Origin of the sequence: Methylovorus sp. MM2 (assembly GCF_001648895.1) — a bacterium.
Classification (GTDB): Bacteria; Pseudomonadota; Gammaproteobacteria; order Burkholderiales; family Methylophilaceae; genus MM1.
In genome coordinates this window covers 416667-442553 of record NZ_LXUF01000001.1, presented here as the reverse complement: position 1 = coordinate 442553, position 25887 = coordinate 416667, and the positions used below count along the sequence as shown (strand labels likewise).

The 25887-nt window shown below is 44.4% G+C and carries 19 protein-coding genes, 1 tRNA gene and 2 pseudogenes; 12 read left to right on the top strand and 10 right to left on the bottom strand.

What is annotated here, in order from left to right; all coding sequences use genetic code 11:
* Positions 1-277: 277 nt before the first annotated feature.
* Together pip and A7981_RS01980 are read left to right on the top strand one after the other, a co-directional pair.
* Positions 278-1237 (top strand): prolyl aminopeptidase, encoded by a 960-nt coding sequence (pip, locus tag A7981_RS01985; RefSeq protein ID WP_067263281.1) that lies wholly within the window; start codon positions 278-280, stop codon positions 1235-1237.
* A 68-nt stretch (positions 1238-1305) separates the two neighbouring features.
* Positions 1306-2592, top strand: a complete 1287-nt coding sequence (locus tag A7981_RS01980) for a YhjD/YihY/BrkB family envelope integrity protein (RefSeq protein ID WP_067263277.1) — start codon at positions 1306-1308, stop codon at positions 2590-2592.
* Positions 2593-2599: 7 nt separating this feature from the next.
* On the opposite strand, the gene A7981_RS01975 is transcribed toward A7981_RS01980, so the two are convergent.
* Together A7981_RS01975 and A7981_RS01970 are read right to left on the bottom strand one after the other, a co-directional pair.
* Positions 2600-3283 (bottom strand): Fe2+-dependent dioxygenase, encoded by a 684-nt coding sequence (locus tag A7981_RS01975; RefSeq protein ID WP_067263274.1) that lies wholly within the window; start codon positions 3281-3283, stop codon positions 2600-2602.
* Positions 3284-3395: 112 nt separating this feature from the next.
* Positions 3396-5615, bottom strand: coding sequence for a TonB-dependent siderophore receptor (locus A7981_RS01970; RefSeq protein WP_067263271.1), 2220 nt, complete (start codon positions 5613-5615; stop codon positions 3396-3398).
* 304 nt (positions 5616-5919) lie between these two features.
* On the opposite strand from A7981_RS01970, the gene A7981_RS01965 reads away from it, so the two are divergent.
* Positions 5920-6849 (top strand): rhodanese-related sulfurtransferase, encoded by a 930-nt coding sequence (locus A7981_RS01965; protein ID WP_067263268.1) that lies wholly within the window; start codon positions 5920-5922, stop codon positions 6847-6849.
* A gap of 139 nt (positions 6850-6988) precedes the next feature.
* On the top strand, positions 6989-7522 hold the full coding sequence (locus A7981_RS01960; RefSeq protein WP_067263265.1) for a hypothetical protein: 534 nt from the start codon (positions 6989-6991) through the stop codon (positions 7520-7522).
* Positions 7523-7868: 346 nt separating this feature from the next.
* Here A7981_RS01960 and A7981_RS01955 read toward each other — a convergent pair whose 3' ends face one another.
* The 3 genes from A7981_RS01955 to A7981_RS01945 all read right to left on the bottom strand — a co-directional run bounded on the left by A7981_RS01955 (position 7869) and on the right by A7981_RS01945 (position 11500).
* The gene (locus A7981_RS01955) at positions 7869-8810 is read right to left on the bottom strand and encodes an SdiA-regulated domain-containing protein (protein ID WP_254258473.1); all 942 of its coding nucleotides are present in this window, start codon (positions 8808-8810) and stop codon (positions 7869-7871) included.
* Positions 8811-8867: 57 nt separating this feature from the next.
* The gene (locus tag A7981_RS01950; protein WP_067266379.1) at positions 8868-10913 is read right to left on the bottom strand and encodes an LTA synthase family protein; all 2046 of its coding nucleotides are present in this window, start codon (positions 10911-10913) and stop codon (positions 8868-8870) included.
* A gap of 146 nt (positions 10914-11059) precedes the next feature.
* Entirely contained in the window at positions 11060-11500 is a 441-nt protein-coding gene (locus A7981_RS01945) for a hypothetical protein (RefSeq protein ID WP_067263261.1), read from the bottom strand.
* A gap of 987 nt (positions 11501-12487) precedes the next feature.
* On the opposite strand from A7981_RS01945, the gene A7981_RS01940 reads away from it, so the two are divergent.
* From A7981_RS01940 to A7981_RS01915, 7 genes and pseudogenes are all read left to right on the top strand, one after another.
* Complete coding sequence (locus A7981_RS01940; protein WP_165595530.1) at positions 12488-14275, top strand: RHS repeat protein; 1788 nt, start codon at positions 12488-12490, stop codon at positions 14273-14275.
* Complete coding sequence (locus A7981_RS01935) at positions 14272-16989, top strand: RHS repeat-associated core domain-containing protein (RefSeq protein WP_082889181.1); 2718 nt, start codon at positions 14272-14274, stop codon at positions 16987-16989. The genes A7981_RS01940 and A7981_RS01935 overlap by 4 nt, the downstream gene beginning before the upstream one ends.
* Entirely contained in the window at positions 16989-17303 is a 315-nt protein-coding gene (locus A7981_RS01930) for a hypothetical protein (protein WP_067263250.1), read from the top strand. The genes A7981_RS01935 and A7981_RS01930 overlap by 1 nt, the downstream gene beginning before the upstream one ends.
* A 146-nt stretch (positions 17304-17449) precedes the next feature.
* Positions 17450-17635, top strand: a pseudogene (locus A7981_RS12400) (hypothetical protein); the annotation flags it as partial.
* Positions 17636-17801: 166 nt separating this feature from the next.
* Positions 17802-18866: an RHS repeat-associated core domain-containing protein gene (locus A7981_RS01925; protein WP_067263247.1), complete on the top strand. Its 1065-nt coding sequence runs from the start codon at positions 17802-17804 to the stop codon at positions 18864-18866.
* Positions 18841-19452: a tetratricopeptide repeat protein gene (locus A7981_RS01920; protein ID WP_067263243.1), complete on the top strand. Its 612-nt coding sequence runs from the start codon at positions 18841-18843 to the stop codon at positions 19450-19452. Before A7981_RS01925 ends, A7981_RS01920 begins: the two co-directional genes overlap by 26 nt.
* Positions 19453-19609: 157 nt before the next feature.
* Positions 19610-20083: pseudogene (locus A7981_RS01915) on the top strand (site-specific integrase); the annotation flags it as partial.
* A gap of 1 nt (position 20084) precedes the next feature.
* Here the strand turns inward: A7981_RS01915 and A7981_RS01910 are convergent.
* From A7981_RS01910 to rpsU, 5 genes are all read right to left on the bottom strand, one after another.
* Positions 20085-20163, bottom strand: a tRNA-Ile gene (locus A7981_RS01910).
* Between the two features lie 9 nt (positions 20164-20172).
* On the bottom strand, positions 20173-22089 hold the full coding sequence (rpoD, locus tag A7981_RS01905; protein WP_067263240.1) for an RNA polymerase sigma factor RpoD: 1917 nt from the start codon (positions 22087-22089) through the stop codon (positions 20173-20175).
* A 91-nt stretch (positions 22090-22180) separates the two neighbouring features.
* Complete coding sequence (locus tag A7981_RS01900; protein ID WP_067263236.1) at positions 22181-23971, bottom strand: DNA primase; 1791 nt, start codon at positions 23969-23971, stop codon at positions 22181-22183.
* A 91-nt stretch (positions 23972-24062) separates the two neighbouring features.
* Complete coding sequence (locus A7981_RS01895; protein ID WP_067263234.1) at positions 24063-24509, bottom strand: GatB/YqeY domain-containing protein; 447 nt, start codon at positions 24507-24509, stop codon at positions 24063-24065.
* 9 nt (positions 24510-24518) lie between these two features.
* A complete protein-coding gene (rpsU, locus tag A7981_RS01890; protein ID WP_067263231.1) occupies positions 24519-24731 on the bottom strand; it encodes a 30S ribosomal protein S21 in 213 nt (70 codons plus the stop codon).
* 116 nt (positions 24732-24847) lie between these two features.
* Between rpsU and tsaD the strand changes: the two genes are divergently transcribed.
* On the top strand, positions 24848-25885 hold the full coding sequence (gene tsaD, locus A7981_RS01885; protein WP_067263227.1) for a tRNA (adenosine(37)-N6)-threonylcarbamoyltransferase complex transferase subunit TsaD: 1038 nt from the start codon (positions 24848-24850) through the stop codon (positions 25883-25885).
* The last annotated feature ends 2 nt before the right edge of the window (positions 25886-25887 follow it).

Sequence of the window (25887 nt, the reverse complement as noted above, 5' to 3'; positions counted from 1 at the left end):
ACTAAGGGTTAACAAAGCAAAAACTTTTATTACCGCCACCCATTTATATTTAAGGATTTTTACGGCATATTTAGAATTTGGCTTTCCACTCACAATAAGCGAGTTACGGGCATCTTAGAACAGTCTAAAATGTTTTGCAATACTCCATTTACATTTTATTTACAATTTAACTTTTCTTAAAATACACTAGGATAAATTCACTCAATTTCGCATTCAACTTCGCTAACGAATAAAATGCGAAATGAAATGCCAAATACAATGATAGCCAGCTCAAAAAATGAATAGCCCATACCCTTACAATCTCTACCCTGAAATCACGCCATACCACAGCGACTGGCTCGATGTATCGCACTCACACCAAATGTATTATGAAGAGTCTGGCAATCCTGATGGATATCCCGTAGTGTTTCTGCATGGCGGGCCGGGTAGTGGCTGCAACCCCGGGCAACGCCGTTTTTTTGATCCTGCCTATTACCGCATCATTTTGCTCGATCAACGCGGTTGCGGGCGCAGCAAACCGCTTGGTAGTACAGAGGAAAATACAACCGACCATTTAGTAAACGACATTGAAAAATTACGTGGCCTGTTAAAAATCGAAAAATGGTTAGTCTTTGGCGGCTCATGGGGTAGTACATTGGCATTAGCCTATGCAACCGCACACCCTGAAAAGGTTGCAGGGTTGATATTACGAGGCATATTTCTAAGTCGATCCACCGAATTAAACTGGTTTTTGAATGATGCAAAGCATTTTTATCCAGCAGAATGGAGCGCACTTACTTCTTTCTTACCGTTATGCGAGCAAGACAAACTAATAGAAAATTACGCCAGAAGAATATTCTCAGAAGATCTCTCTATAAGCATTCCAGCAGCGACGAACTGGAATGCTTATGAAGGCAGCATCATGACATTACTGCCTTATCAACCATCGAATGGCGCACCGACGCCAGATGATATCCAACTGGCGCGCGCAAGAGTACAGCTGCACTATTTATTAAACGATTGCTTTGTCGGCAACAGAGATATGCTTAAGGAAGTAGAAAAGCTAAGTAATATTCCGACTTGGATTGTTCAAGGGCGCTACGATATGGTGTGCCCACCGATCACGGCTTGGGAGCTTAAACAGGTAATGCCACATGCTATATTCACCATGGTGCCAGATGCAGGGCATTCCGGCATGGAACCGGGCACTGTATCAGGCTTAGTAGCGGCCACTGAGGCATTCAAGCAATATGTTTAATTGGCACAATAATTCAACCACTGTACTGACGACATTTAACTTAGGGCCTTTATTCAGGCATTCAAGCTTTGGCTATTAATTTCGATCAAGTAAAAGACCTCAGCAATCACCCTGCGATCACAAAACCACGCGATGCTTATGCCAAGCATCGCTATAGCACCCCTCTTTTTGTTGCACGTGAGACGTTTGGTGCATTTCATCGTCATCATGACTTCAGCATCGCCGCATCTTTGTCTTTCTATGCTTTGTTTGCGCTTATCCCTATGGCTGTATTGATGTTCTTCATGCTGAGCCATTTGGTTGTCTCATCAAACTATGCTTTAGTAAAGCTGGCGATACTTACCAGCAATCTGGTTCCAAAGTTTAGTAACCGCATCATGATTGAAGTCTATAACGCTGCACATCAGAAAGCGGCATGGGGTGCATTCGGTATGTTCATCCTGTTTTGGATTGTGACGCCGCTAGCAGGTGCATTACGCTCAGCCTTTCACACGATCGCAGGTATCGCTGAGGCACCGTCTTATATCAAAGGAAAAATAAAAGACGTTTTTTCTGTACTAGGGATGCTCTGTCTGTTTTTTCTTTTTACGTTTCTAGGGCTGATTTTAGAAAAAGTCATCGCCTTTATAGAGCCTTCAGCCACTTACAAACACTTAATCAACTCATCAAGTTCGATTATCTTTAGTACGCTACTCATTACGATTTTCTATCGTATATTTTTCCCTGCACGAATCGCCTTTAAGCATATCCTCATCGGCGCATTTGCTACAGGGATCGTATGGGTCGCGATGCAACCGGCATTCAGTCTTTTCTTATCGCTTAATCAATCCTACAGCGACGTATTCGGCGGGATGAAAAACATCTTTATTTCGATTGCATGGCTGTATTTCACATTTATCGTATTTTTACTGGGCACTGAACTCATTTCCACCCTACACAAAAAAGACGTATTACTGCTGAAGAACCTCTTTGGCGAGATGCCAGAAGACAAGTTAAATTACCTGCGAGAATTAATGGAGCGCTACGGGAAGATATTTCAGCAAAGTGACTATATATTTAGGCAAGGCGAGAATAACCATGACCTTTATTATGTGGTGAGCGGTAAGATTGAGCTGATCTACGATGGCAGGATATTACGAGAACTACAGGCAGGAGATAGTTTTGGCGAGATGGCCTTACTCACAGAAACCTCTAGAATCGCCGACGCAAAAGTCATATCAGATAGCGCCGAGATCATCGTGATTAGTGCCGAGAACATTCACATACTACTTCTAAGTGACTCCAAAGTGACCATGGGCTTTTTAAAACAGATGGCGCTCAGGCTGCAAAAAAGCCATATCCAGACACCGGTTTAAACCAATACTAACTATCCGCCCAACGCCTTAAAAGGTTATGGTAAACGCCAGTGAGGCTAATGACCTCTAAGTCTTTAGCACCCCGATCAGCCGTAAGTTTTTGTATAGCAGTATCAAGTTGGAAGAGTAAAGTACGCTGCCCATCATCCCGCACCATACTTTGCATCCAGAAGAAAGAAGAAACTCTGCTACCGCGCGTCACCGGTGTAACATGATGCAAACTGCTAGATGGGTATAACACCATAGAACCGGCAGACAGCTTTACCTTCTGCTCTCCAAAAGTATCTTCAATCGTCAACTCCCCGCCATCATATTCATCAGGCTCCGAAAAGAATAAGGTGGCTGACAGGTCACTACGAAGACGAAAATTGGTACCACGCAAATGCCGAATAGCATTATCGACATGCGTACCAAAAGCCTGACCACTCTCATAGCGATTAAATAATGGGGGGAACACCTTTAATGGCAAGGCTGCAGAAATAAATAAGGGGCTTGCCCCCAGAACATCTTGTATCAAATCGCCGATTTGGCGCGCAACAGGCGAGCCCTCGGGCAGCTGCATATTGTTTTTCACCTGTGCAGATTGGTATCCGGAAGTAACATTTCCATCTACCCACTCGGCAGAATCCATCAATTGCCGACACTCGGCAACCTGCACCTTGCTTAGTACGTTCGGTATCTCTATCAACATAAATCAATCAACTTATAAATAAAAAAATCCCTGCAAAAGCATATCACTTTTGCAGGGAAGTCTTGACAGGATTTCCCCAGTCTTAAATTTAAAGACTTGCTATACCAGAAAATTAGTATTTAAAGTTTAATGTTAAGAATGCAAGACGTCCTGGTGCAACAACGGCATAGTGTGTCGAATAAGTCGAGCTGAAATAGCGCTCATCCGTCAGATTCTGAACATTTAACCTTAAATCCAAATTCTTATCGATTTTGTAACTAGCCATTGCATCAAGGCGCGTATACGATGGGATTTCAACGGTATTAGCAACGTTACCGAACTGTTTATCCCCATAAAACGCCCCTCCACCAACGGTCCACTTCGGAGTTACAGCGTAAGTAGTCCATATACTAGCGCTATCTTTAGGTGTATTAGCGAACCGATTGCCCTTATTAGCCAGCCCAGCAGCATTTCCGCCGCCATCAACAACTTCGCTATCCAAATAGGTGTATCCAGTAAAGACTTGCCATTGCGATGTTATCTTGCCTGCCGCACCCACTTCAAAGCCTTTGACTTGCATATCGCCAGCATTTACGGGAAGACCAAGAGCATCTGTTACTCGCGCATTCGTTTTCTCGATACGGAAAATTGCAGCAGTAAGTGCCAAATCCTCTAACACATCCCATTTAACACCCAGTTCTGCGCTTCTGCTACGCTCTGGAGTCAAGTCATTATTTACCCCTAAAGTATCAGACCCATTACCAACAGTGGATCCACTAGGTGTCGATGATGTTCCCCAAGATGTATAGACACTTGCATTTGGTTGAATTTTATAAACCAAACCTGCCTGATAATTCCAAAAATGACTCTTATTCTCAAACGATGCACCAGCCAAATTTGTGGCACGATTAAAACTTCCAGATTGAGTTTCATAATCATCATAACGCACCCCCAAGTTTGCTATCCACTGCTTGGTAAGCTCAATACTGTCAAATACGTATGCTGACTTAGTAATCGTTCTTGTTGTTGTTAAAGTTGGGCTAACACCAACAACACCAGTATATGCATCATCAGGATCTGGATTTTCTAAAGTCGTACACTGATTGCTAGCTAACATGGCTGCAGTACAAACTCTAGCTGCGCCAGTAATATTTGGATTGAAGGCATATGGTCGATTATGTGTCCGTTCATGAGAAAACTCTATTCCGGTATTAGCCTTATTCTTGAATCCAAACGCATCAAATGCAACACTTAAGTCCGACACATTTGAGACAGTCTTTGTCGTTGCATTTCTAGACTTAGGTGCTCGAAATACCGTGCCATTCGCTACGTTCCCTACACTATCATCAGGAACAGTCACAATATAATCATTTGCTGAAACATCGTAACGCGTAACATTTTTAAAGGCGACATCATCATTGAAAACATGTTTAAAAGTTGCGGTTCCTGAATCCACCTGCGTCTTGCGAAAATCGCGGCTAGAATAACCATAGAAATTATCTTTATCTACACTCGCAGGACTACTAGGATTTGCTTTACTACGTCCAGCCAAAGTAAAAGGCAGACCAAAATCAGGCGTATCGTCTGATTTCAGATGGTAGTAACTTAAATTCAATGATGTGGGTGAACTCATGCCAAATGTAATGGAAGGAGCGAAACCGAATTTATTCATATCAACTTCGTCACGACCTGGAGTATTAGCATCATGGCTTAAAGCCGCGAGTCGAATAGCAATATCTTCATTAATTACATAATTACCATCAATAGTTACTCTGCGATAACTATCAGTTCCCAACCCAACACTACCCCCAATAAAGTTCTCGGCCTTTGGTTGCTTAGTGACCATATTGATACTGCCACCTGCTGAACCTCGACCATCGTAAGCGCCACTAGGGCCCTTGAGCACCTCAATGCTATCTACAGCAAATACTTCACGGCTCTGCCCACCTACACTACGCACGCCATCAACATACATCGCAGACTGAGAATCAAAACCACGAATAAATGGGCGATCGCCGATTGAACCACCACCTTCAGCAGTACCGAAAGTGATTCCAGGCACTGTACGCAATGCGTCTTCCAAAGTAACAGAGCCAGTATCTTTAATTACATCTGCGGTAATCACAGTGATTGACTTTGGTGTATCAAGAAGCGGTGCGGTAAATTTTGATGACGATGCTTTTTCAGCTTTATATCCGTCAGTTTTTTCTTTATCTTTTGGTGCGCTCACCTTCACCTCAGGCAAGGTTGCAGCTTCATCTGCCGCATAGACAGTTCCACTTACTGCCATCGCCATCAAGGCAAGACTTGACCTTACATTAAAAACATCTTTACTACGCTCGGCATTTGCCATTGATACTACCCCTTATAATAATTACTCAATTCGTTTACAGCTCAAGTCGTTCTAATGGACAGTGACTTTAAAAGCGCTAAATTTAGGAATGAGAATATAAATGAGAAACGTTCTCATTTCAATAAAATATTTACATGAATTAACATTCGTTGCTTATTTGCAACAGTTGTTAATTACGAAAAATCTACCTCAATAGCACAGCTTCAAAAATCCAGTACCCGTTTTAAATCACAAAACCATTAATTCCATTATGTTTATCAGTCGATTGATTTATCATGTCGGGTGTTGAAAGGAGTAACCAGTCGTGTCGAATATTATCGTTGCCGCTTTATATAAATTTGCCAGTTTGCCGAATTACAAGGAGATGCAACCGAGCCTGCTAGCGTTATGCATTAACCAAGGCATAAAAGGCACCCTGCTACTTGCGGAGGAAGGCATCAATGGTACCGTTGCAGGCACCAGAACAGCTATAGATACACTGATTGAGCACTTGCATTCAGACCCTAGGCTTGCAGACCTTGACCATAAAGAGTCATTTGCCGATACCATGCCGTTTTACCGCATGAAAGTGCGCCTGAAAAAAGAAATTGTCACGCTGGGTGTGCCGGGGATAGACCCAAATAAAAAGGTTGGCACTTACGTTAAACCTGAAGATTGGAATGCACTTATCTCTGACCCGGATGTCATATTGATTGATACACGCAATGACTATGAGTATGACATTGGTACATTTCAGGGTGCAGTTGATCCACACACTACAACATTTCGCGAATTTCCCGATTACGTAAGCAAGAATCTCGACCCGAATAAACATAAGAAAATAGCGATGTTCTGCACAGGCGGTATTCGGTGTGAGAAAGCGAGCTCGTACATGATGGAGCAAGGGTTTGAAGAGGTATTCCATCTACAGGGGGGCATATTAAAATATCTGGAGAACGTGCCTGCTGAAGAAAGTTTGTGGGAAGGTGAATGCTTTGTATTCGACCAACGGGTTGCAGTCAGGCATGGATTGGAATTAGGGGATTATGACCAATGTTATGCATGTCGCCACCCTATATCCCCAGATGAAATGGCATCATCTCAATATGTTAAAGGCATTTCATGCCCCCATTGCTTTAATCAATTATCGGCAGAGAAGCGTGCCAGTATTACCGAACGGCAAAAGCAGATTGAGTTAGCAAAGAAACGTGGCGAAACACACATTGGAGACAATGCCAACATCAAGCGCAATTAGCATCGATTGTTGAAGCATCTTTAATTCTTACAAGAACTCAAAAATACAGTACTATTTTGGGTTGGCATTGACGAGTAGCTAAGTGCCTGATGCCGAAAAACGATAGCCATAAAAAATCATAAAACAGGAGAATATCAAGATGATGGAATCCATTATTTCCAAACTTGAAAAACTATTGGAGAATCTAGTGCGCAAAGTGTCGCAACACTGGATTATCGTCACTGTTATCAGCGTTGTACTTATTGTCGCAATTCTTGAACATACCCTCCTACGTGCATTTGTGGTCTGGCTAATCCAAAGCAGTAATTATAATAACGGATATGTTGTATTAGTCACGATAGGTACCCTAGGGCTTATTGCCATCGCATCAAAGCTGCTTTACGAACATTTCGGCGACAACACACCCAAATGGTTAAGCTATCTCTCAGATCAATTCCATGGTGCTGAATGGTCATGGAAATATGGTAGCGACTATGAAGCTATTGAAGAGCTGCAGCCATTTTGCCTCAAATGCAAACATGACTTAAAAGTAACTGATGGTGAATACCCTGAGAAAATTATTGTTTGTCCGAGTTGTAACACACAAGGTGCGCGGTTCTTTGGTAGTTATGAAAACTATCTGCAGACGATACGTAATCTCATCAAACAAAAAATAAGAAACAACTACCTGTAATGAAAAAGCCCAGTAAATACTGGGCTTTTTCATATCGGTTAGCCAGTCTCAGAAATTTCCTACATGCTTATAAGAACAGAACGGATGCTTTGGTAAAAGAGGTTTTATTAAACTGAAATACCAATCAGTCAATACCATAAAACATCATGCATAAACTACTAAATCTACTCATCATAGCCTTGGTTTTTGGCCCGATCACACTAGCATATTCATTTGGACAACTTACTCCGTATACCCCGACCGCATCAATTAGCTCATCTCAAAAGTCACAGACTTACCCTAATTTTAAAGACGTAAATCACTCAATACAAATGGAAGACAACAGTTAATTACTGCATGATTGGTTTTATATAGGGCTAAACACATAAAAAAGGTTGGGCTCACTAATCACATAGACCTTTTTATCAGCCCCAATAGCGACACCTTCAGCATGCGGCACATTGTTACTCAAGCCGTGAAAGCCCATCCATAGCGCTAATGACCCGATCAATCTCCCATGTTTATCTAACTCGATCAACATACGCGACTCATCACTAAGCAAAAGTAAATGGCCTGTCTTTGTGTAAATAGTCAGGGCAGATAAATCACGCAATTGTAGAATCGAGTCTTCCGCATGCTCAATTTCCTCTATCTTTGTACTATCTTGGGTATTAACAATAGAAGTCACACTGCCGTGCCGATCAAAAGCGCCTTTAACAAATCCAGTAATGGATATCAGGTGTTTTGGGTCACGCTCTTTCACAAGCAGTAAGCGCTTATGCAGGGCATCCCAAACGATACCTTCGTAATTTTTATTACCGCTGCTCTCGACTTTTAGAACCAAATGGGGAGCATTAGTAACATCGATTTCTGTTGCATCATCATTCAACTCAAGAAGACTAATACGGTTAGCTTTTTCATCAATGATTACATATTGATTTTCACCAATATGGGTAATCCCTTCCATATCGGTAACACCATTTACTTTGATTTTACGTAACACGCGGCCATCGAGACTTAACTCGAGAATGAATGGTTTCTGGTTAAGTACGGTAAAAAGTGTTTTCCGCTTAGCGTTATAAGCTAGATCAGAAGCGTCCTCAACATCTGGAATAGCCAACCCATCGATTTCAACACGATAGTTCTGAAGATTCAGCGGCGTATCGATTTTAAAACCTAAAGGCTCAGCCCCATATTCTCGCCACAAATAAACTGCCAGTGCATCAATACGAAAATAGATAAATGTAGCTGTCAGAAAAAGTAGAGTTATCGCTACAAGAAATTTTTTTAACTTTTTATTGATGCTCAAAACCTATCCAATTTTTTAAGCATGTCTGCAATAAAAATCCAGCACCATATTTCGTGGTTACTCATCATGGCTATCGTTAACACCAGCCGTGTTATCCAATAAACTCTTTGTCGCGGTTTGCAAAAAACCTTCTAAGTTGAGCAGCATATCTTTACTACGCGCTTCATCATCAATATGCTTGACCATTGCATCTTTACCTAACTGATAATCGTATAAGCGTGCATCTACACCTTTAGCTTTCACCAGCACATAATGATCACGAATGATTGCGACTGTCTGATCATTGCCTGAAGGTTTAATGACACCTTCTCCCTGATCTACCGCTGGCAAATTCAATAAATCGCGGCCCCAACATTGATGACGTACATTGCCCCCTAAGCGCCCCATAATGGTAGGTACTATATCCACTTGAGTGCCTACAACATTGTTGGTTGCCCCAAATTTCTCCTGTATGCCAGGCGCAATAAATAACAAGGGAACATGGAATCGATATAGATCCATCTCGGTTAGATGAATATTGCTGCCAAACCCGTGATCCCCCACCACAACGAATAGCGTATTCTTGAAATAAGGGGATTTGCGTGCTTTCTCAAAAAACTGACCTAAGGCCCAATCAGAGTAGCGCATGGCAGTCAAATGCTCATCAAGGGAACCATGCCCAGTCACTCGCTCAACAGGTAGATCCTTAGGTAAGGCATAAGGGGTATGGTTGGAAAGTGTCTGCAAGAGCGCATAAAAAGGTTTTGCAGTATCTTTTTTTGCAAGCTCTACAGCACCACGATCAAACATATCCTGATCGGAGACCCCCCACGTTGGATCAGAGAATACAGGGTTTATATAATCTTTACGTCCAATAAAATTGGACATGCCCTGATTACCGAAAAACCCAGCCTGATTATCCCAAGCGAAGTCACCATTGTAGACATAAAGATTATCGAAGGCGCGCGCGCTTAACAACTGAGGCAATCCAGAGAACTTATTCTGCCCCTCTGGCGTTTGCATCAAATACTCAAACCCCGGTAGATTAGGAAAACAAGCCATTGTCGCAAACATGCCCTGATGCGTATGCGTTCCGTTTGAGAAAAATCGATTAAACAACAAGCCTTCACGCGATAACTTGTCAAAATTGGGGGTGATATTGTCATCGTTCCCCAACGCACCAACATACTGACCGGAGAAACTTTCCATCAAGATCACGACCACATTTTTAATCTGAAGCGTGTTATTTGCCGGAGGATTAAAATCACGCCGCACCGCAGCGATATCAGAATCAATCAACTGGTCATCAGGCGTTAGCAACATCTTTCTGACGATTGCTTGAGCCTGCACATCAGGCAACGAAGATTTCCATAACTTTTGGCGCTGGTCAGAAAGCATGGTTTTAGCAGCTTCATATAAAGTCAGTGTGCCATTAAGGCCAAGCTCATTTACAAACATAGACTCCGTTGTAAATGCATCACCCCACCTTAATGGAGGCCCCTGACGCAATGTACCGCGCGCAGCCACAATAAAAACAGCCAAGAAGACAATAAAGACCAGCAAACGCCAATACCACTGATGAGTAAAAAAGCGTGTTGATAAAGAGGCATTGGTTAATTCTGGCCTAGTCAGAATATCTGCGTATTTGAATATCTGCACCAATACCAATGTACCGACTAACCAGGCCAATAAATACCGCGCCACAGGGAAACCATACCAAACCATGCTGACTACAGTCGCGGGGTCTTCCTTGAAATATTGAAATACCAGACTATTTAAGCGCTGATTGAATGATTGGTAAAAATCCAGCTCAACAATACCTAAAAATAAAGTAATGCTCGCAAACCCGATCAACCACCACCGATACATGAGTCTTGCTGCCATGGCGCGCCGACTTAGAATCGCTAATAACAATGGAATACAAGCGACGACGACGACGCGCAAATCGAAACGCACGCCATTAAAAAAGGCTTCGGCTACGACAGATAAAGGAGTTGTGCCTATCTGGTCGTGATTGTGGATCAGTAAGGCCAGCCTCAAAAGCGAGAACATCAGCAACAAAATGAGCGCACTTAAAATAGTAAATGCTAGGTGGCTTTTTAGGGTGGGTTTAGAGAGCTGCATAAGTGTATTGATTTGAATGCCTAATTTTTTGAATGGTCTTTCATCGCGAATGCAAAAACAATGCATCAGCTAATTTAGCGAAAAGATGCTACCACAATACTTCAAATAACTTTCAGAGAAGTTCTTGTATTCAAAAGCTCAATGAGTCAGGGTTTTACCACATCGACCTTATGAATATACTTACCCATTTCATCCAAAACGAATAAAGCATCTTTTCTGAGAAAGCACATCCCTGACATGCGAGAGAAATCACCATTTGATCTCGGGTTAACCGCATACTCTGTCACTTTAGTGTCTGATGCAAAAACAATCGTCAAAACTGATTCATCACTTATAGAAACATGGTCACTTAGCTCCCAATTGAGCCCTAAAACTTGACTAGTATTCACTGAATAAGGGCCAAAAAAACATACCCGCCCCCATTCAGAATTTGCCATGTTTCTAAAATCCAGAATGTGCTCGGAGGATGTAGTCCGCTGCGTTTTTATTTCTTTAAGAATGGGATAGGCGGGATTGGGCTCTACGCTACAAGCAGTCAAGATCAGGCCAAGCATCAAGGCAAGAAGAATACCGATATGCTTACTCATTACATTAAACTTTTGGAATCAATCGAATGTAAAAGTTTAACTTATATTGGTCTATCAACCACAACAGAGTTTGTAATGGGTGGAGTCTGCTGCGTATAAAAATTAAAGGGTAGCTATAAAGCTACCCTTTATTGCGATTAGTGGGCATCCTGTGAGTCGAACACAGCACCAACGGATTATGAGTTTTAATAACTTATTAATTTTTGTTTTTAATTTTACTGCCATCGCTCGCTAAGCACCATTGGTGGTTGTCATTAATGTCACATTAGGGGAATTTGCATTAACTCAGCACTGAATTTCATTAGTACACAAAACCTTAACTTTTACTTTGTTTAATATTTACAATAAAACACTTTTAATCTTGTAAGATTAGGAAAATCAAATTATTAAATTTAAAAAAGTATAAAAATGACTGGGATAACATGTACTTCAATAAGGGTGCTTAAAAAAATAAAGAAATTTATTCCATATTCTTTAGCACTTTGGTTACTCCTACTTATAGGTCATTCAGCCCATGCTGATACTGCTGTTTCATTTACAAAATACTACGTAGTAAACTACCTCACGGCAGGTTTTTGGGATAGCCCTTCCCAAGCATGTACTAACAATCCTTGGGTGCCTTTAGCATTCACTGGAATCTGGTCGGCTCAGAATCAATATTGCTCATCAAATGGCTCTCCAGCTTACGGATATCCAGTTACCCGACAATTTGTTTGCCCCACCGGTTCTACACCTACTGCATACAGCTCATTTTCTCAAACTTGCACATTTACAACATCATGTGTCGCCCCTGAAATTAGACAAGCTGATGGCAGTTGTGCCCTTCCTGCCAGCAGCATTCCGCCATCGGAAGCCAAGCAACAAAAAATGTTCCTCAAAAGTTGTGAATCAAAATCGCCGTCTCTAGCAGTAGGTGACCCGATAAATGCAGGTACTGGAGCGAATATGGAGCCTCTGGATATTTACAGAGGAGCTCATGCAGTTAATTTGGCTTATAGCTTAGACTATATTAGCAATCTGTCCGGCGCTATTTACACGCCAACTTTTGAACATGGTCAGCAATGGGTCAGCTCTTATGATCTCAAACTAGAAGTGGCAACGACTAGTACTCCTAACATTGCTCCTGCCAGTGTTTACGCTTCCCGCCTAGGTGGTCAAATCATCACCTACACCTTAAATAACAGCGTTTATGTGTCCGATGGCGATATTACGGATACTCTCACACGTACTGTTAATAGTGATGGCAGCACTAGTGGATGGATTATTACAAATGCCAGCGATGACAGTAAAGAAACCTATTCTTCGATTGGACAGTTGCTAACTATCACTAACCGTGCGGGATTTTCCCTTATGATGGGACGTGATGGCTATGGTCGCCTTGAGCAAATTTTTAATGCATTAGGACAGAGACTATCTTTCACTTACGACAACTATAGCCCTAAACCCCATATCTCAAAAGTAACCCTTCCTGATAACAGCACGACTCAGTTTAGTTATGACGGTAACAATAATCTAAGTAATGTTACATGGGCAGATTCTAAAGTACGTCAATACCTCTACGAAAATAGTGGCCTACCACATAGCCTCACCGGCATCATCGATGAAAACAGCAATCGCTTTGCTACATGGGGGTACGACACGCAAGGCCGAGTCTACAATTCAACCTTGGCAGAGGGAGCCAGCCAGATCACTTTGAGCTATAACATTGCCAGTACAGACATTACTGATTCACTTGGCACTGTCCGCACTATGGGTATCTCAACTATTCTCAATCAGGTACACAATACAGGCATTACCCAGCCTGCTGGCAGTGGCTGTAGCGCATCGGCTTTAAGCTTGACATACGATGTGAACGGCAACGTATCTAGCCGTAATGACTTTAACGGCAACAAAAGTACGTATGTCTATGATTTACGCAACCTTGAAACCAGCCGTACTGAAGGACTTACCTCAACAGGCGCTGTCACTCCTGGCACCACCCGCTCCATTACTACGACCTGGCATACCTCCTGGCACTTGCCATTGCAGATCAATGAATATATTGGTGGTGCCAACAGCAGTGGAACCCCTACCAGTACCACTCCATTCAAACAGACCACCTACACCTATGACACCAAAGGCAACCTCAGTAGTCTAGCGATAACAGACCCTGCGCTTGGTGTGACTCGTACGACTACCATCACCAACACTTACTCAACTACAGTTCCTGGCCTAATCCTTACCAAAGTAGTCAATGGCCCCAGAACCGACGTCAGTGACATTAGCACTTATACCTACTATCCGCACAATGCCACTTGTGTTGCTAGTACCAGCGGCAGTACGGTGACGAATTTGGGTTGCCGTGGACAGTTAAAGACCTTGACCAATGAATTAGGGCAGATCACCACCTACGATCGTTACAACCACCATGGGCAGTTGGAGAAGATGACGGACCCCAATGGGCTGATCACCACCAATACCTATGATGCGAGACAGCGTCTGCTAACCCAGACGGTGGGGGCGTTAACCACGAGCTTGCAATATGACGGAGTGGGTCAAGTAACCAGACTGACATTGCCAGACAGCAGCTATCTAAACTACACCTATGATGCAGCGCATCGTTTAATTGGTATTGCAGACATCCTCAATAACACGGTTACCTATACACTGGATACTGAAGGGAACCGCATCAGCGAGCAACTGAAAGACCCTAGCGGCAACCTGACCAAGACATTGACGCGAAGCTATGACGCACTGAATCGGCTGCAACAGTTAACTGGGGTAGGAGCTCAATGATGAAAACACTCATGAACACTCCTGCTTCACGTACAGGCGCCTCATCACGTTTGATCCGATCAGTGACCAGCAGCATAGCTGTGGCATTGGGTTTGGTCAGCCTTACACCAATGGTGGTATATGCTGCTAGCCCCATCACCCAATACGAATACGATGCTGCTGGCAACCCTACCAAAGTCACGGATGGTCTAGGAAATAGCAACGTCTATCAATATGATGCCTTAAACCGCCCGATTCAGCAGAACCAACCCAATCCCAGCACCACTGGGCAACTCGGCACGATTACCAGTCAATATAATCCGCTGGATGATGTGACTAGTATCACAGATCCTAGAGCATTGACGACCAGCTATACCAAAAATGCGTTGGGTGACGTGCTAACTCGTAGCAGCCCAGATACGGGAACCACTACTAATACCTACGATACTGCAGGCAATCTCAAGACCAGTACCGATGCGCGTGGGGCTATTCGTACCTATACCTATGATGCCGCTAATCGAGTGACTGCTATTACTTATAAACTCGGTACCGTCACTGATGAAACAGTGACCTATACCTATGATGCTGGCACCAATGGTAAAGGCCATCTCACAGGAATGACCGATCTCTCAGGGAGTACGGCCTGGAGTTATGACATCCTAGGTCGCCTTATCCGCAAGCAACAACGCGTGGGCACCCAGATTTATGATCTACAGATACAGTACGACAGTACGGGGCACTTGAGCCGTATCATCTATCCCAGCACGCATTATGTTGACTATCAATATAACGCCAACGGGCAGGTCAATCAGGTCTGGGTTGATAGTGTGTTGATGGTGGGTAATATCCAGTACTTCCCAACAGGCACGCCTGCAAGTTGGACATGGGGTAACGGACAAACCTATACCCGAACGCTGGATAGTGATGGCAGGCCATTGACCCAGACACTGGGCGATGACTTGCAAGTAGTCACATATGACAACGCTGGCCGCATCTCTCAACTGAACCGCGCAGCCATTGCAACGCCAACCACCCCGATCACCACCTCAATCAGCAGTTACAGTTACGATAATCTTGACCGACTCACCAATAACGTGACGCCAACCTATAACCAAGGCTATCAATACGATCTAAATGGTAACCGCACTCAACTAACCATCGACGCCAGCAATTATGCCTATACTATTGATCCGATCAGCAATCGTCTGAGTAGTGAAGCTGGGCCAACAGCACGCACTTATGCATATGACCTCTCAGGCAATATCACTGGTAATGGCCAGGATACTTACACCTACTACAATAGTGGTCGCTTAAAACAAGTCACTCGTGCCAGCACCAATATCTACAGCTTGGCCTATAACGGACTTGGTGAGTTTGTTAACCGCAATAATAACAATACACGCTACCTGTATGACACATCAGGCCAATTACTGGGTGAGTATGACAGCGGCAGTGATGTGATTCAGGAAACCGTCTGGTTGGGTAATACCCCGATCATGACCCTGCGTCCAAGTGCGCTACAGCGGACGGCAGATAACACTAGTACAGGCAGCATCACTAGTGCCACGGCCACTGGCACCTGGACAGCCAGCATATCCATTGCTGGTTACTATGGTACTAATTACGTCAGCCATGCGACGACCGCGAGTACGGCAGACAATGTACTCTATAGCATCACACCGACTGCCACACAGAATTACCGTGTCTATGCCAGATGGATTGCCGCAACCACTAATGCCACCAATGCGACTTACACCATCAACCCCAATACGACTGGCAGTATCCCAACAACTGTCACGGTAGACCAGACCAAGAGTGGTGGCACCTGGAATTACTTGGGAAGTTATGATCTGGATATTGCTAACAACCTGACTGTCAGCTTAAGTGGCCAAGGCAATGGCGCTGTGATTGCCGATGCTGTGCGTATCGTGCCGAACACCACAAGCACGATCCAAAGCCTGACTTACTTTGTATTTGCGGATTACCTCAATACGCCTAGACGCATCAAGAATGCAGCCAATCAAACCGTATGGCACTGGCTACCTGAGCTCTCAGAAGCCTTTGGGGCGAATCTGCCGAATGACAATCCAAGTGGGCTGGGAACCTTCACATACAATCTACGATTCCCTGGGCAGCTTTATGATTCAGCGAGTGGACTTATCTACAACTACTATCGGGATTACAATTCTAGGACGGGGCGATATATTGAGAGTGATCCTATTGGGCTAGCGGGTGGGATCAACACATATGCCTATGTGGGAGGGAATCCGCTTAGTTATGTTGATCCGTTGGGCTTAGATGCAACGGTTACGGCAATCCCATTACCAAGTGGTGGATTTTATTTTTCTGCTACAGGAACTGGATTGCCTAGCAGTATTACGGGTACTTTCAATACTGGGACTACTAATTACAATCAAATTCAGACAGGTACATATTCGATAAAACCACGCCCTAGTTTGCCTGATACATTTATAAATGGATTATTAAACAGAAATAAGAACGCTGGACGACCAACAGTTTCTAATACAGATGATTGGAACACTATCAAAAATTCTGATGGTTCAATAACGCACGGCGCCCAAATTCATTCAGGTAAAGATGGTACGAATGGCGGAGTGTCGCTTGGTTGTATGGTTACAGATCGGGCAACGTATAACAAACTAAATAAGCTTTTCCAAGATAATTATAACAATGGCGGAGTAAAGCTAATTGTTCTTCCCCAAGGGTTTAAATAATGAAAAAATCACTTATAGTTTTAGTAGCAATAGCCATATCCATGTCACTGTTATTTACAAACTGGTCTTGGCGTTGGGTAGCGCTTCATGGATGGTCTGCTACAAAGCAAGCGAAAATACTACTCTCAGGGGGAGATGAAACCGACGATGAGTTTATTGATTATTTAGTTTATTCGATGGGTAGTTGTGTAGTTTTTTCTGAACATGAAACAGAGGGACGAGCTATGGTTTACTGCTCTAAAGGTATTCCAGCACAAACGAATAAAATTGGAGCATTAACTCATTTAGTTGGTAATTGGTACACAACGCAGTGAATCGCAAAAACTTAATGTGTGTGCTATTTTGTTTGAAATTAGGGGACATACTTTGAACGTATGGAATAGGCCACGATAATTGTGACAATGCTGGCCGCACCACCCAGTTGATGTGAAGCTTCTCGCCGTGCTCGGCTGGTGAGAAAGTCGCGTGCATTATTTCGGATACGCGTGAATGGGTTGATCAAAACATCAAAGGATATCCTGCCAGCGCATCGGCTGCAGATCAAGTCGCTAACGCGGCAGGCAGAAGCGGCGCAAGGAACTCTCAGTTGCCTTGCGAAATGGTGTGTAGCTCGTTTAGGCCTAATGGCTTACCATCTAGTTACTAAGGTTGAAAAATGAATCTAAAGAAATGGATTATTACTGTGATCCTAGCGTTGGGGGTAGTTCTGTCTGTGGTTTGGATTCGAGCGCACATCAAGATTGATAGTTGTTTGGATAGCGGGGGACGCTGGAATTACGAACAGAAAATTTGTGAGCGCCAACTAACGTAGATTGGCGCTCGTCAACGGGCACTACGGTACTAATTACGTCAACCATACGACGACCGCGAGTACGGCAGACAATGTACTCTATAGCATCACACCGACTGCCACACAGAATTACCGTGTCTATGCCAGATGGATTGCCGCAACCACTAATGCCACCAATGCGACTTACACCATCAACCCCAATACGACTGGCAGTATCCCAACAACTGTCACGGTAGACCAGACCAAGAGTGGTGGCACCTGGAATTACTTGGGAAGTTATGATCTGGATATTGCTAACAACCTGACTGTCAGCTTAAGTGGCCAAGGCAATGGCGCTGTGATTGCCGATGCTGTGCGTATCGTGCCGAACACCACAAGCACGATCCAAAGCCTGACTTACTTTGTATTTGCGGATTACCTCAATACGCCTAGACGCATCAAGAATGCAGCCAATCAAACCGTATGGCACTGGCTACCTGAGCTCTCAGAAGCCTTTGGGGCGAATCTGCCGAATGACAATCCAAGTGGGCTGGGAACCTTCACATACAATCTACGATTCCCTGGGCAGCTTTATGATTCAGCGAGTGGACTTATCTACAACTACTATCGGGATTACAATTCTAGGACGGGGCGATATATTGAGAGTGATCCTATTGGGCTTAAAGGGGGAATAAACGCTTACGGTTATGTTGAAGGAAACCCAGTGAGTTATATAGATGAGCAAGGTCTACTCCTTGGGGCAACTCTAGGTGGATTGCAGCGCGGTGTAACATTAGATCAAGCTACGCAAATTGGACTGATGGGCCATGCTGCTTTAAAAGCCGGAGGGGTTGCAGCCGTAGCGGGAGCAGGCATTACAATTGCGGCAACTGGGGCTCCAGAAGCATCTGCAGCAGTCTGTCGTATAGCACCAAAACTAAAAAAACCATGTAAAAATGCAACTCTTGCACTTGTACTTGGAACAGGAATCTGTAAGGGTGACCCTGCAGATGATTATATTCAAGATATTGAGCGAAAAGAATCCATTCGCCGTGGTGCTGAATTAATAGGACAAAAGAAAATTGGAAATCAACAACAACGTCCTTAGCTTCCCTAAACAAAACAATCGCCTTTTTAATGAAGCTCTTAATTTGTATGAACTTGGAAATTACTATGAAGCGTTAACTCAAACTATTGCTCTAATTAATGATGGATATAGTCATGCAAACACACTTGCTGGTGCCATCTATGAGAGGGGTGGAAAAGGTGTAAATCAAGATTTTGAAAAAGCCCTTTTTTATTATCGGATGGCCGTAAATGAAGTCGGAGCAGTTGAGGCTTGGCTTGCTTTAGGTAGAATTTTCTATTTTGGTAAGGGAGTAATCCAGGATTACGAAAAAGCTTTTTATTATTATTCTATAGTCGATGAAGATACTGAAAACCACATTGCTTACTTAATGCTAGGCAAGATGTACCTTGAAGGAACGGGCGTTAAAAAGAATTTATTTAAAGCGCGTGAATATTTTGTAAAAGCTATCAAAAGAGGTGCCGTTTTTGGATATACCTATTTAGCTATACTCGAACATGAACAGGGGCATATTCTTAAAAGTCTTTTCCTTAGGCTAAAGGCTGGCTTTCTGGCATGTCTGGTTTCACACCGAAATACTAATGATCCTAGATTAAGAAGATATTAATAAAAACACTGCTCTTAGCCAACTAGGCCATATGAATCAAAATCCGGTAATGGTTATCAAAACCAATAGATATAGTTCCTGACCCCCCCTATTAATACGAAAAAATTCCAATGCGATGGAAAAACACACTGCTCAGAAATGACATCTTGTGAAGAGGGATCGAGTTGATTTAGTACGTCGTACAGCTTGGTTAAACCAGACTAAGAACGGAACGCCGAGAGGCGTACCACTGAATCGTGATGCGATTGAAGTATTGGAACAGCAACGCGGGAAACACCCACGTTTTTGCTTCACTTATAAAGGTAAGCCGATCGGATGGGAATTATCCAATGATGCTTGGCACAATGCCTTAAAGAAAGCAGAGATTCAGGACTTCCGTTTTCATGATCTAAGGCATACATGGGCTTCATGGCATCGACAGGCAGGAACAAGCTGCGATGAACTGAAAGACTTAGGTGGCTGGAAATCTAGGGAAATGGTAGATCGATACGCGAAATTTGCAACGGATAATCTGACGGCTGCGGCTGCACGGATCGAATCTAAGGCGGAAAACAATGTGGTGACGTTTCCACATTTTCCCCCCCGGCGAAAGAAAAACGGCCTAGGAATAAATCCTAAGCCGTTGATCTAGTTGGTGGGCCTCCTGTGAGTCGAACACAGCACCAACGGATTATGAGTCCGCTGCTCTAACCAAGCATGAGCTAGAGGCCCGAAAACCTTTTAGTCGTTGCCTGTTTCCAGGAAACTACGTAAGCGTTCTGAGCGAGTTGGATGACGTAATTTACGCAAAGCCTTTGCTTCAATCTGACGAATACGCTCACGCGTCACGTCAAACTGTTTGCCTACCTCTTCCAGTGTATGGTCAGTATTCATTTCAATACCGAAGCGCATACGTAAGACTTTGGCTTCACGCGCAGTCAATGACTCCAGCACTTCTTTTGTCGCATCACGCAGGCTTGCGTAAACAGCCGCATCCACCGGTGCCAGCGTTGCCATATCCTCGATAAAATCACCAAGATGTGAGTCATCGTCGTCACCGATTGGTGTTTCCATTGAAATCGGTTCTTTGGAGATTTTAAGAATTTTACGGATTTTATCTTCCGGCATTTCCATCTTTTCAGCCAACGTGGCAGGATCAGGCTCAAGACCTGTTTCTTGCAAAATCTGACGGCTGATACGGTTCATCTTATTGATGGTTTCGATCATGTGCACTGGGATACGAATCGTGCGGGCTTGGTCAGCGATAGAACGCGTGATCGCCTGACGAATCCACCATGTTGCATAGGTCGAGAATTTATAACCGCGACGATATTCGAATTTATCTACGGCTTTCATCAAACCGATATTGCCTTCTTGAATCAAATCCAAGAACTGCAAACCACGGTTTGTGTATTTCTTGGCGATAGAGATCACGAGGCGCAAGTTAGCTTCGATCATTTCACGTTTGGCCCGACGCGCACGGGCTTCGCCAGTGGACATCTGCTTGTTGATCTCTTTAAGTTCCTTGATAGGAATACCAACACGCGCTTGCAGATCAAGCAAACGTTGCTGCTGATCGACGATAGAGTGCTTAAAGCGCTCAAGACGTTCGACGTATGGTTTATTGACAGCCAGTTCACCAGCTAGCCAATCCAGATTGCCCTCATTGCCCGGGAACACTTTAATGAAGTGTGGGCGAGGCATACCGGATTTATCTACACAGAACTCCATGATCTTGCGCTCGTGGCCGCGAATCTCATCCACCATACCGCGAACATGATCACATAACGCTTCTACTTGCTTTGCAGAGAAGCGGAAAGCTGTCAGCTCTTCCAGAATGGCAGATTGCAGCTTTTGATATTCTTTATCCTGTGAACCTTTGGCTTCAAGAATCAGGGTCATTTTCTGATTAGATGCACGAATAACAGCGAAACGTGTCAGCACTTCTTCCTTAAGACGTGCTAAAGCTTCAGCAGAGATAGCGGCAGCTTTGGCACCGTCATCATCCTCTTCATCTTCCTCTTCGCCAGCCTCTTCATCTTCTTCGCCAGCTGCTTCAACAGCCATGGCTTCGTCCATGCCAACATCGCTATCGATCAAGCCATCAACGAGGTCATCAACGCTAAGTTCGTCTTTTTCTACTTTATCAACGAGTGCTAACAATTCCGCAATGGTGGTCGGGCAAGCAGCAATCGCTTGCACCATGTGTTTAAGACCATCTTCGATACGTTTGGCGATCTCGATCTCGCCTTCGCGAGTGAGTAGGTCAACCGTTCCCATTTCACGCATATACATGCGCACAGGGTCAGTAGTACGGCCAAATTCTGAATCTACAGTAGAGAGCGCTTGCTCAGCTTCTTCAACGGCATCTTCATCGGCAACTGGAGGGGGTGCATCGGACATCAGCAAAACTTCAGCATCAGGCGCTTCTTCATACACCTGAATACCCATGTCGTTGATCATGCCGATGATGCCATCGATCTGCTCAGAATCCTGCACATCATCAGGCAGGTGATCGTTGATTTCAGCGTAAGTTAGATACCCACGCTCTTTACCAAGCACAATCAGTGACTTAAGTCTGGTGCGGCGCGCTTCTGCGTCGTTTACCGGAGCATCGACCTTATCGTTCACATTTTCGTTTTGTTGCTCTTTAGCCATGCTTGACCTCAAATTCTTTTAACCTGATTAAGGTTTCGGGAGAACCCTAGATTATAACTTAATTTACATACATTTTTTAGCAAAATCGCCGTTAAAACCTTAAGAGCGCTTTTTCCTGCTCGGTTAATTCGCTGAGCGGTTTTTCCTTGAGCGTATCTAACAATTTGCTGCGGTCACGTTGCAAATACATATCCATTAAATGCTTGCGTGCGCCTTGAAATTCAAGAGCAAAATCAAGACTATCGTCAAGAATCGCTAATTCACGGCCAATTTCACGCACCAATCGGCCATCCAGCTCGCCCTCCAAATGCCGAAGCAGGGAGCCAGTATTGGATTGCGGATAAGTTAATGCGGTTTTCAAAGCTACCTGCACCAAAACATCCTCTTCTGCACTACCTTGTACCCAACCAAGATCAGACTCTTCAGCCAAGGATGGCTGCATCAACAACATCAATACAAATCGACGCTGCAAAGAAACCGTAGTACGCGTCTGACGTGGCGCCGATTTTGTCGGGCGCCTATCCAAATCAGGTAGTTTGATCATGCTAGACATTTCATCCATCGAAATGTCGGCCAACTCCGCCACTCGTTTACGCAATAATAGTGCCAGTCGAGGTGCCTGAATCTGCTTGAGAATAGGTTCAGCCTCATTCAGAAATTGCACTTTATCTTCTTGCGACTGCAGTTTGTTCTCAGCACTCAGATATTGAATGATGTATTGAGACAAAGGCATTGCCGTTTGCATGGCAGCCTCAAACGCCTCTTTGCCAAATTCGCGCACATAGCTATCGGGGTCATGCTCTTTAGGCAAAAACAAGAAGCTCAAACGTAAACCATCAGTCAATGCAGGCAAGGCATTCATTGCCGCGCGCCATGCCGCACGCTGACCAGCCGAATCACCATCGAAACAGAATACGATCTCATCCGTCTGGCGCATGAGTTTGGTAATGTGCTGGGGAGTTGTCGCCGTACCCAGTGCAGCCACAGCGTATTCGATACCATATTGCGCCAACGCAACGACATCCATGTAGCCTTCAACGACCAAAACCCTACCAGCATCACGGATTGCCCGACGCGCTAAATACAACCCGTATAATTCATGACCTTTTTGAAACAAAGGAGTTTCAGGAGAGTTTAGATATTTGGGCCCATCGTTCACGCTGGATCGAGCTGCTTCAGCGGCCTCTCCAGCGGGGAAGACCCCTGCGGTCTCATCTGCACCAGTAGTAAGCACTCGCCCCCCAAACCCAATGATCTGACCTTTTTGGTCATGGATCGGAAACATCACACGATCACGAAAGCGATCATATCGACGCCCTTGATCGTTATCGATCACCAACCCAGAAGTCTTCAACATTTCGGATTGGTAATCACTAAAGACGCTAGCCAGATTTTGCCAACCGGCAGGGGAATAGCCCATCTGAAAGCGCGCAGCGATCTGCCCACTGAGGCCTCGGCCTTTTAAATATTCGATTGCACGCTGAGACTTCTTCAACTCCACCCGGTAATAATCGCTCGCCTGCTGCATCGCCTCTTGCAAACCCGGCATGGCTTTTTTATAGGCCTGATTGGTTTCGTTGTTGTCACGCGTCTCCTGCGGGACGATCATCCCGACTTGCTTGGCAAGCTCATTGATCGCCTCAACAAAACTGAGGCCTTGATGCTCCATGAGAAAACCAACCGCTGTACCATGCGCACCACAACCGAAACAATGGTAGAACTGCTTGGTTGGACTTACCGTGAAAGAAGGGGATTTCTCATTGTGGAACGGGCAGCAAGCCATGTAATTCGCGCCCGCTTTTTTAAGCGGCACAGTACGATCAACCACATTGACGATATCAACGCGATTAAGCAACTCTTGGATAAATGACTCAGGAATCATGGCAATATGGATAATAGCCTAAAAACAAAAAAGGAGCCGTAAGCTCCTTTTTATTATCGGTAATTTCTGGAAACCACTCTGGAAATGGAAATCAAGCGCCTAATCTAGCCTTGATCAATCCGGATATCTTACCCATATCAGCACGGCCAACCACTTGTGGCTTTACCGCAGCCATGACTTTGCTCATATCTTTAATCCCAGATGCTGCAGTATCGATAATCACTTGTTCGAGGATGGCTTTTACTTCATCTTCAGTGAAAGCCTGCGGCAAATACTCTTGCAACACACCGACTTCATACTTTTCTACATCCGCAAGATCATCACGGTTTGCAGCTTCATATTGGGAGATCGAATCACGACGTTGCTTGAGCATCTTCTCGATAGCTTCGATGACTTGTGTGTCATCGAGCTCGATACGCTCATCCACTTCACGCTGCTTGATAGCCGCCTGTAACAACCTGATTGCACCAAGACGCGCAGCATCTTTTGCGCGCATGGCATTCTTCATGTCGTCAGAGATACGAACTTTCAACGACATGGCAAAAACTTAGTAAAGTTTAGCTGGCAGAGTTTGGTTGCGGATGCGGCGATAATGACGCTTAACCGCAGCAGCAGCCTTACGCTTGCGCTCCCAAGTTGGCTTCTCGTAGAATTCGCGAGCACGCAAATCAGTCAATAGACCAGTTTTTTCAATCATGCGCTTGAAGCGGCGCAGAGCCACGTCAAATGGCTCGTTTTCTTTAACACGTACGCTAGACATTAAATCACTTTCCTTTGAGAAAGGGCGAAAAAGTCTGCTATTCTAACGGTTGATTACAGTTTTATCAATCTCTATCAAGCATTTTCATTCAAATTCACCATGTTAGTGACTGTTCAATGTTAGTTCTCGGCGTCGAATCATCCTGCGATGAAACCGGCATAGCGCTTTACGATACCGATAAAGGCTTGCTGGCACACGCGCTTCATTCTCAAATCGATATGCATGCAGAGTACGGCGGCGTGGTGCCAGAATTAGCTTCACGTGACCATATCCGTCGTGCCATACCACTAACGCAGCATGTATTGACGCAAGCTGGTTTAACATTAAAAGACATTGACGGTATCGCCTATACGCAAGGCCCTGGCTTATCTGGTGCGTTATTGGTCGGCACTAGCATCGCCGAAGCGCTCGCATTTACGCTCGACGTGCCAACAGTCGGTGTGCACCATTTGGAAGGTCATTTATTGGCACCGTTACTGGAAGATAATCCACCGGACTTTCCATTTGTAGCGCTACTTGTGTCAGGTGGTCATACGCAATTGATGCGGGTAGACGGTATCGGCAAATATGAACTGCTAGGCGATACGCTTGATGATGCCGCTGGTGAAGCTTTTGATAAAACGGCTAAATTATTACGGTTGAGCTATCCCGGTGGCCCAGCTATCTCTAAATTAGCCACACTTGGAACACCTGACCGATTCAAACTACCGAGACCCATGCTCAATAGCGGGGATTTGAACTTTAGTTTCAGTGGCCTGAAAACAGCTGTATTGACACTGGTCAATCAACACAAGGTGGATGGCGAACTTACCGAGCAAGTTAAAGCAGACATTGCTCATGCCTTCCAAGAGGCAGTGACTGAAGTACTCTCAACCAAGTGTATGTCTGCTTTACGTGAAACAGGGTTGGATAGCTTGATCGTCTCGGGCGGGGTTGGCGCAAACCAACGCTTACGTGCAAGCCTTAATGCGGCCACAAAACGAAAATTGTGCAAGGTACATTACCCACGCTTAGAGTTCTGCACAGATAACGGAGCGATGATCGCTTTTGCTGGTGCCATGCGTATGCATCATGCAACGCAAGGCGATCATGGCTTTACTGTGAGACCTCGTTGGGACCTGGCAGAGCTTCAGGCTCCATCAACATCCACTTAAAC

Excerpts from the sequence above, each read along its gene's own strand:
- A7981_RS01960 (WP_067263265.1), top strand. The coding sequence starts at position 6,989 with ATGATGGAATCCATTATTTCCAAACTTGAAAAACTATTGGAGAATCTA.
- pip (WP_067263281.1), top strand. The coding sequence starts at position 278 with ATGAATAGCCCATACCCTTACAATCTCTACCCTGAAATCACGCCATAC.
- A7981_RS01945 (WP_067263261.1), bottom strand. The coding sequence starts at position 11,500 with ATGAGTAAGCATATCGGTATTCTTCTTGCCTTGATGCTTGGCCTGATC.
- A7981_RS01900 (WP_067263236.1), bottom strand. The coding sequence starts at position 23,971 with ATGATTCCTGAGTCATTTATCCAAGAGTTGCTTAATCGCGTTGATATC.
- rpsU (WP_067263231.1), bottom strand. The coding sequence starts at position 24,731 with ATGTCTAGCGTACGTGTTAAAGAAAACGAGCCATTTGACGTGGCTCTG.
- A7981_RS01950 (WP_067266379.1), bottom strand. The coding sequence starts at position 10,913 with ATGCAGCTCTCTAAACCCACCCTAAAAAGCCACCTAGCATTTACTATT.
- tsaD (WP_067263227.1), top strand. The coding sequence starts at position 24,848 with ATGTTAGTTCTCGGCGTCGAATCATCCTGCGATGAAACCGGCATAGCG.
- A7981_RS01895 (WP_067263234.1), bottom strand. The coding sequence starts at position 24,509 with ATGTCGTTGAAAGTTCGTATCTCTGACGACATGAAGAATGCCATGCGC.
- A7981_RS01935 (WP_082889181.1), top strand. The coding sequence starts at position 14,272 with ATGATGAAAACACTCATGAACACTCCTGCTTCACGTACAGGCGCCTCA.
- A7981_RS01975 (WP_067263274.1), bottom strand. The coding sequence starts at position 3,283 with ATGTTGATAGAGATACCGAACGTACTAAGCAAGGTGCAGGTTGCCGAG.
- A7981_RS01970 (WP_067263271.1), bottom strand. The coding sequence starts at position 5,615 with ATGGCAAATGCCGAGCGTAGTAAAGATGTTTTTAATGTAAGGTCAAGT.
- rpoD (WP_067263240.1), bottom strand. The coding sequence starts at position 22,089 with ATGGCTAAAGAGCAACAAAACGAAAATGTGAACGATAAGGTCGATGCT.
- A7981_RS01930 (WP_067263250.1), top strand. The coding sequence starts at position 16,989 with ATGAAAAAATCACTTATAGTTTTAGTAGCAATAGCCATATCCATGTCA.